Raw genomic sequence first — 8,308 nt, forward strand, 5'->3', positions numbered from 1 at the left:
GCAAAGTGTTCCAAATACACCTTTTTCCCATTCTGCAAAATCGTAAAATCGGGTTTGTATCGACGGTAATCCAGGTTCGCAGTATCAAATTCATAGGGATATTCGTACTCATATTCTATACTATTAAACAAGAGAAAATTCGCTATCCTACACTCCTCGATACTCTTCACGACTTCCATTTTGTAGGTCTGCCTCCCATTGAACCGGGTTTCCTTCAGTTTATAGCTCCTGAAATTTTTGTCTTTCAGATACTGTATATATTCGCCCTGGTTGTTAAATTCGAACTGCGACTTTTCAGGCTTGAGAAACCCGGTAAAATATGCCGTCACCTTATCCAGAAAACGGCCATCCTTCAGTAATGTTTCAAAGCAATTTAAAAGAAAGGTTTTGAATTGATTTTCATCAAAGATGCTGGGTTGCTTATTTTCGCATCCTGTAATAATATCTTTTCCAAACTTGTGAAATGTTTTTGCTTCAACGCCATTTATATTAATCCTGCCCGCGAGCGTTGCGGCAGATTTATTCGTGAATGAAATGAGCAGAATTTCATCCGGTGATACTTTATAGCGATCCAATACATAATTTACCTTACCCACGATGGTGGTTGTTTTACCAGAGCCAGCACCCGCAATTACCAGGTTATTGTCCTCATCCGTCACCACGGCAGTACGCTGCTGCCCGTCAAGCTTTCTACCTTCAACATTATCGAAAAAAATATGATATTGCTCAAGCTCTTTCGCAATAAAAGCAGCATTGAAACCAGTCCTCAATTTATCTGCATGCAGGAAATATTCGTTGAATGTTTTAATAGATTTTACTTCCTCGGAAGTCAATTGAATAGCTTCAACGGACTTGCCCTGTAATTCATCAAACAGGTTCTTCTGTTCGTTTTTCCAGATTGTCAATTGGTAGTTGGAGAAGTAACCCGTATTGTGGTCCAGGTGCTGTGAAAACGCTGTTACTGCGGAAGTAATGTCGCCGATTTTCGACCTGAAGAAGGAATAGCTTCTTTGCCTGGCAAGCTCCCTTTCCTTCTCCTCATATGCTTTACGTTTACGCAAACGCTCATGACGTTTGTAAATCAACCAAATACCTGTCACGGCCAGTAAAACCAAAGGGATAATTGAAGGGACATCTTTCATAGTGGGTTCGACTATTAAATCCGTTCCGGCCAGTCCCTCGAATCACATAGGCGAACGTCATGTATCAAACTGGCCTCAAATTATTAATTAACATATTAAATATACTAATAAATGTGAATAAGTTTACCTAATCCGGTTTGTCCGCAAAGCACCTCCCAAAAAGAAAGCCGCCCGTTACGGCGGCTTTCAGCTCTTGAGGCGCGGAGGCGGGTGACCTCCGGGGTTTATTTTACATTCTCGAAAAGTGTCCAGTCGATGCAGAAAAGCTGGCCCTGGTTGCCGGGATTGCGGAAAACGAACCAGAGGTCCAGGCGGGCGTTGCTTTCCAGTACGGGAGCAGTCAGCTCCACCCATTCTCCATTCCCGGCGGGTACGTTCAGCTCGCAGACCCAGGGGCCGTCTTTCGACCCAACCCGCAATTCCAGGGTGCCGCCGGCGCCCTGCTGCATCACGCGGAAGCGGGCGCGCTTTACGCCGGTGAGGTCGATGTTTTTGAACATGAAATAGCTGCCGTCGCGGGCTACGCCGTAGCTCAGGAGCTCATTGATATAATTCAGGAAACGGATATTCCCGTCTACATCCCGCTCTTCCGCTTCCAGCTTCGGATGGCGGAGCATGACGAACTGCTGGCCCGTCAGCGCCTCGATGCCATTGGCGCCGCCATCGGTATAACGGGCATGGAGCAGGTAGACGCCGGAGGCGGGTTTGCCGATGTGGTCCTTCAGCACGAGGGTGCCCTGCGCCTGCAACCCGGCGCCCGTATTCTTCAGCGACAAAATGTAATCCACGATCATCTTCGCTTCTTCCACCGCCATACCCGGGTGGGCGCTCATCGGGCGGTTGCCCCATACGCCGCTGCCCCCGCGGATCACTTTATCGGCCAGCAAGGCCGTGTTTTTATCGGTATGCGCATACTTCCCGGCGATGTCCATCAGGCTGGGCCCAACAGAGGCGCTGTTTTCGGTATGGCAGGCCTTGCAGTCCTGCGAATAAAAGAGCTCCTTCCCTTTCGGCGCGGGCATTGCCCCGCCCTGCGTCAGCACACCGGCCATATCGCGGCCGTATGGGATGAAACTGAAGCCCACGGCTACTTTCTCCGGTGCAACCGGACCGTCTTCCGGATCGGTAACGGTCACTTTGTAAGGGAAGGGGGCGTTGTCCCAATAGAAAGACTTATTGGCTTCCGAACTGATCTCTACGGAGGGCGGCGTGTTGCCGGCTTTGATGTAAAGCGATGCGGTGTCGAAGGCTTTGTGATCGTCCGTCACCGTCAGCATCACCTTGTGCACGCCGGGCGTTTTGAAAGTATGGGCGATCACCGAATCGGTATACTCCTGCCCTTCGATGTTCCAGGTATAATGCAGTGCATCGTTGCGGTCGGGATCGGAGGAACTTCCGGCAGAAAACTGTACCGTCATGGGTGCGGGGCCGGCCAGCTTATCGGCCGCGATCCCCGCTACCGGCCGGCGGTTGCCCGCGGCGTAGGTGATGCGGACCAGGCGCGCGTCCATGTTGCGGGAAAACCAGTTGGTGCCGTATTCCAGCATGTAGATAGCCCCGTCGTCCGCAAAACGCAGGTCGATGGGCGCGGCGGGCTCCAGGTGGTCGAGGAAGGGCTCCATGCGGAGATAGCGGTGATCCTTGTCGAAGGTGACCGCCATGATCCACCGGCGCACCCAGTCGTAGATGAGCAGCTTGCCGTCGTAGTAATCGGAAAGTTTGTATTCGGCATTGACGAACTGGTCGGCATAATACACCGGCCCCGCCATCACGCTCTGCCCGCCTTTCCCTACCAGCGGGAATTTGGCGGAGGGCCCGTCGCCAAACCAGATCATGGCCGGCTGCGCGGGCGGCAGTTCACGAATGCCTTTGTTGTTGGGGGATGCGTTGATGGGTTTAGCAGGGTCCAGCTTCGGGCCTTCGGTCTTGGTCGCGAAGTTCCATTTGGGCAAGCCTTCGTTCTCACCCAGGAAGTACGGCCATCCGAAAAATCCCGGCTGGCGGGCCTGGTTGATTTCGTCATAACTGATGGTACCCTCGCTGCCGGGCACTTTGGTATCCGGCCCTACGTCGCCCCAATACACGTATTGGTTTTTCCTGTCGACGCTGAAGCGGAAAGGATTGCGGCATCCCATGACGTAGATCTCCGGGCGCCCGCGGGAACCGTCTTTCGGGAACAGGTTGCCGTCGGGGATGGTATACGTGCCGTCGGGCATGATGCGGATGCGGAGGATCTTGCCGCGGAGGTCCGCCGAGGAAGCGGAGGTGGCCTGGTCGTCGGCCAGTTCGTGGCCGGGGCGCTCGTCTACCGGCGTATATCCTTCCGTTTCTTCGGCATTGGTATTGTCGCCGGTGGAAAGATACAGCAGCCCGTCGGCCCCGAATTCCATATACCCCGCCGAGTGGCAGCAGTATTTGCGTTGCGTGGGGATTTCGAGGATGGTCTTTTCCGTTTCGGGGAGTAGTTTCCGGTCGCGCATTTCCATGCGGGTGAGGCGGCTGACGTGGCGGTCGCCGGCTACCGCGTAATAGAAATACACGAAATGATTTTTGCCGAATGCGGGATCAAGGGCCACGCCGAGAAGGCCGTCTTCCAGCCCGCTGTAAACGTTGAACTGCGCGAGGGTGACTACATCTTTTTCGCGGCTGCGGTAGAGTCGTACCGCGCCTTTGCGTTCGGCGAAGATGACGTCGTTGCCGGGGAGGACGGCCAGCTGGAGGGGTTCATCCAGGCCCTGCGCCAGCATCGTATAGGTATAACGGTTATTTTCCGGGACGGCGGGTGTGGTGCAGGCGGAATAGTCGAGCCCTTTCGCCTGGTCCCCGGCTTGCTGCAACACCTTTTCCAGTTCAACGGGCGCGGCCATGAAAACGCGGTCGTTGTCTGCCAGGGCGTCCAGCCAGGGCCAGCCTTTCACTGCGAATGCGGAATCCTTCACCACGGCCCAGGTGCCGCCGGCTTCGAGGTACCGTTGCAGGGCGTTGAGCTGACGGTGGTCGAGGGAGTCGGGGTACGACCATGCGGTAACGATGGTACGGTAATGCTGCAGGGAATCCGGGTGCAGGAAGGTTTTATTTCCTTCCACCAGTTCCCATCCGTTGGCTTCCGCCGTGGCTTTGGCGACGGCGGCGATGGTTTCCGCGCTGCCCGTGGATGGCAGCAGCAATACTTTGTTTCCGGGCGATTTACGCGAGCAGGCGGCTAAAGCCAGCAGGCACGCGAACATCCATAATTTTCTCATGAAGTGCATCTATAATTTACCGGGACGTGGTCCGGCTTCCTTTTACTTGTCCAAACTTCGCTTCCTGGCAGTGGTGGTTCCCGGCCATACGCTTCCCTGCCGGTATTGCGACCGGGCACGGCTGGATGGCGAAACACAACTTCCGTTGCGGCCTGATATAAGTGAATGAAACCTCTGCACACAATAGTTACAGACAAGTGCGGTGCTCAACGGATGATCGCAACTTCCCCTGCACACGGCAGCCGGTAATAAACGTGGACTGCTGCCGTACCCGCTAAAAATAGAAAATAAATTTAAAAACCCTGCAACCCGGATGAATTGTTTTTGCCGATGGCAAAGAAAAAGGTGGAGCGGCAAATGAAGATTTGCGCCCTGTATGCTATTTCACTTAACACGTATCTAATCAGCAATTATTCTGAACGGTCGTTGCCGATCTCGTGCAGAGTGAAGTCTATCATCCAAGAATTTCAGTGCAGGGATCGGGATACGGGGCCAGTTCGATGAGTTGTTCCGGCAGCGGCCCCTGCTGCCAGGCGCTGTGCAATGCCAGCGCGGCTCCCAGTGCGGTGGCCTGCGGCACCTGCGCCGCATATACTTCCATGCCGCGGAACTGGATCGCCAGCATCTGCATGAACACGTCGTTCTTCCCGAATCCCCCGTCCACGAATATCTTTCCGACCGGCGCGCCTGCCAGCACCAGCGAAGTGGAGCGGTATTGCGCCGATACGAGATCATGCATCAATTGATGGTAAGCTTCCGCATCCGAACGGAACTCCGTGAGGTCGCGCGCGGCGAAGTCTCCCGCCGGCCGCATTTTTTCCATCAGCGCCGCTTCGAAGGGCACCGACTGGTAATGCGCGGGCTGGCGGTTGAAATGTTCCGCAATTCTGGCTACTTCCCGCTCATGTACATACCCCGAAAAGAGGCGCGAAGCTTTCACGGGGCGCCCGTCGAAAGACAGGTAGCACAGGCAATCCTGCTCCAGCTCTTCCGCCGTAAGGGCCGTAGCATTGAACGGATTGAGGGTGATGCACCAGGTGCCCGTCGAGATCAGGGCAAAGGGCTCGCGGAACTGCAGCAGGTAAGGGATCAGTGCGGCGGAGGAATCATGCAGCCCCGGCCCCACCGGGATTTCCTTGCCGCTGATTTGCCCGTTCACTACCGTCCCTGCATCGCGCAGCGGCGCCATAACGCCTTCCAGCCCTTCGTTGCGCACCCAGCCGTGGTAGGTGTTCCGTTCAAAATCCCACATCGCGGTATGGCATCCGATGCTGGTAATATCCGCGCAGGCATCGCCGGAGAGCAGATAACTGACGTATTGCGGCAGGTGCAGCGCATGTTTTACTTTGGCGAACACCTCCGGACGCCCGGCCTGCAGGCGGAACAGCTGCAGGCCTGAATTCAGGCTGTCCAGAGCGGGAGAAGCGGTTTGCCGGGAGAATGCTGCCTTTCCGCCATATCGTGCGTATAACCGTTCCCGTAAATGCTCCGGGTACGATTTGAGATAATTGTAAAGCGGCGTGAGCGGCTTGCCTTCGGCATCGATATAGACGAGGCTGGCGCCATAGGCGGAAACGTTGACGGCGCGCACGTCCACACCGGGCATGGCCAAAGCTTCCTCCAGCGACGACTGCACGAAATCGCGCAGGCTGTGGATGCATTCGCAGGGGTCCCCGTCTTCGTCGGCCGTTTCCGGGAGGCGCGCATTCTTCTCATGCACCACGCGGTAACTTTCGTTGAAGAGGAACAACTTCTTATTGGTTTTGCCGATGTCGAGCACGGCGATAACGGGAATCTTCGTCATGGTTTATAAGCCTGTAGCGATGGTAACAAGCCCCCTCCTGCGGATAAGCCCCGCCCGCACCTGCTCCCCGCGGTACACGGAAAGCGGTTCCAGGGCGCCGCCTGCGCGGAGGCGCGCTTCGGCTACCAGCGGGCGGACGTCCGTCCGGTACGCCTGTTGCAATATTTCCTGAGCCGCCACCACGTCGTTGCGTTCCTGTGCGGCGCTGAGTGCTTTGCGGTCTACCAGCAATGCCTGGGAATAAGCGATCTGTATCGCTTCCACGGACTGCAGCAGATCTTCCAGCGGGTCTTTCACATTATGCGAGGCGTCTATCATCCAGCCTAAATCGGTGGCGTGTTTCATACCGCGCGCATTCATACCGTCAACCAGTTCGCAGAAAATCAGGAATAGCTGGTAGGGTTTGATGCTGCCGACAGTGAGGTCGTCGTCGCCGTATTTGGAATCGTTGAAATGGAAACCGCCCAGCTTGCCTTCCATGAGCAGCAGCGCCACGATCTGTTCGATGTTGGCGTTAGGGAGATGATGGCCCAGGTCCACCAGCGTATAAGCCTTGGGGCCGAGCTTGGAGGCGTAGAGCAGGGACTGGCCCCAGTCGCCCACGGTGGTCGAATAGAAGTTCGGTTCGAAGGCTTTGTACTCCACGAACATCTTCCAATTGTCGGGCAGCTCGGCGTAGATCTCGCTCAATCCTTCGAGCGTATTTTCGAACGCTTTGCGGAAGCTGAGCTGGCCGGGGAAGCAGGAGCCGTCGGACAGCCAGACGGTGAGCGATTCCGATCCCAGGGCGATGCCGTGGCGGATCACTTCGATGTTATGTTCGATGGCTTGCTTGCGGATATCGCGGTTCACATTTTGAAGGGAACCGAATTTGTAGCTGTGCTCCTGGCCGGGCTGGTCCTGGAAGGTGTTGGAGTTCATGGCGTCGAACTTCAGCCCGTGTGCGGCGGCCACGGCGCGGATATGCGCGGGGTCTTCCGGGATATCCCAGGGGATGTGGAGCGAGATGGCGCCGCTGGCGCGGTTGAGGCGATGCAGCAGGCCGATGTCTTCGATTTTTTCTTCGAGGTTGCGGGGCTCGCCGCCTGCGGGGAACCTGCCGAAGCGGGTACCCCCGGTGCCGAGGGCCCAGCTGGGTATCGCGATCTGGAATTCGCCGAGCTGGGAAATGATATCCGCCGCATGGGGGATCTCACCCTGGAGAAATGCCAGCGCCCGCTCATGTTTGCGGAGCGACTGGCTATTGTAACCGTCTATCTTATTCTGGTCGATTTGCATGGTGTACTATTTTTATCTGACGAAAGCCATGGCTACGCCGCCGTCTACATTCAGCACGTTGCCGGTCGCTTTCTGCAATAATCCGCCTACAAAAGCAAAGCAGGCATCCGCGATATCCTCCGGGAGGATCACCTGGTTGAGCAGCGTGCGCTTCGCATAGTATGCGGGCAGCTCTTCCACCTTCACGCCGTATGCTTTGGCCCTTCCTTCCGCCCATGCGCCGGCCCAGATGGTGCTGTCGGCGATCACGGCGTCGGGGTTCACCACGTTCACCCGGATGCGGTCTTTCCCCAGCTCCGCCGCATTGAGGCGGCTGAGGTGCAGCTGCGCGGCTTTGGCGGAACCGTACGCGGCATTGTTGGGGCCGGATACGAGGGCGTTCTTGCTCACGATGTTCAGCACATCGCCGCCGAGGTTTTGCTTGCGCATCACATCCACGCCCGACTGGGTGACGAGGAACTGGCCTTTCACGAGTACATCGTACAGTAGGTCCCAGTCTTTCTCAGTATGCTCTTCCAGCGGTTTGGAGATGGAGAGCCCTGCGCAGTTCACCACGATGTCCATCCCGCCGAATGCCAGTGCAGCGGTATGGTAAGCGTTGGATACGTTGCCGGCGTCTTTCACGTCGAGCACTGCGGCGGCGCAGGTATCTTTCCCAAATTCCTTTTCGAAAGATGCTTTGGCTTCGGCGAGGCGGTCTGCGTTGTTATCGCTAAGCACAACTACGGCGCCTTCCTGTGCAAACTTCCGGGCGATGGCCTTCCCGATGCCGCCTGCGCTGCCCGTTACCAGGGCGATGCGGCCGGTGAGGGCCTTGGGCTTCGGCATGCGTTGCAGCTTTG

At 56.3% G+C, this 8,308-nt stretch carries 5 protein-coding genes; all 5 read right to left on the reverse strand.

Annotated elements, in window-relative coordinates; all coding sequences use genetic code 11:
- The coding region (locus tag Q0510_RS09535; protein WP_298710412.1) for a UvrD-helicase domain-containing protein at positions 1-1,142 on the reverse strand (1,142 nt) is incomplete at its 3' end.
- A gap of 224 nt (positions 1,143-1,366) precedes the next feature.
- Positions 1,367-4,384, reverse strand: coding sequence for a PQQ-dependent sugar dehydrogenase (locus Q0510_RS09540; protein WP_298710414.1), 3,018 nt, complete (start codon positions 4,382-4,384; stop codon positions 1,367-1,369).
- A 454-nt stretch (positions 4,385-4,838) separates the two neighbouring features.
- Complete coding sequence (locus tag Q0510_RS09545; RefSeq protein WP_298710416.1) at positions 4,839-6,188, reverse strand: FGGY family carbohydrate kinase; 1,350 nt, start codon at positions 6,186-6,188, stop codon at positions 4,839-4,841.
- A 3-nt stretch (positions 6,189-6,191) separates the two neighbouring features.
- Complete coding sequence (locus Q0510_RS09550) at positions 6,192-7,466, reverse strand: sugar isomerase (protein WP_298710418.1); 1,275 nt, start codon at positions 7,464-7,466, stop codon at positions 6,192-6,194.
- 12 nt (positions 7,467-7,478) lie between these two features.
- A partial coding sequence (locus Q0510_RS09555; RefSeq protein ID WP_298710419.1) for an SDR family oxidoreductase occupies positions 7,479-8,308 on the reverse strand: 830 nt, incomplete at its 5' end.

The sequence above is a fragment of the uncultured Chitinophaga sp. genome, assembly GCF_937874145.1.
In the GTDB taxonomy this organism is placed as follows: domain Bacteria; phylum Bacteroidota; class Bacteroidia; order Chitinophagales; family Chitinophagaceae; genus Chitinophaga.

Bases quoted from the DNA above. Each gene is read 5' to 3' on its own strand.
- Q0510_RS09540 (WP_298710414.1), bottom strand. From the start codon at position 4,384: ATGAGAAAATTATGGATGTTCGCGTGCCTGCTGGCTTTAGCCGCCTGC.
- Q0510_RS09545 (WP_298710416.1), bottom strand. From the start codon at position 6,188: ATGACGAAGATTCCCGTTATCGCCGTGCTCGACATCGGCAAAACCAAT.
- Q0510_RS09550 (WP_298710418.1), bottom strand. From the start codon at position 7,466: ATGCAAATCGACCAGAATAAGATAGACGGTTACAATAGCCAGTCGCTC.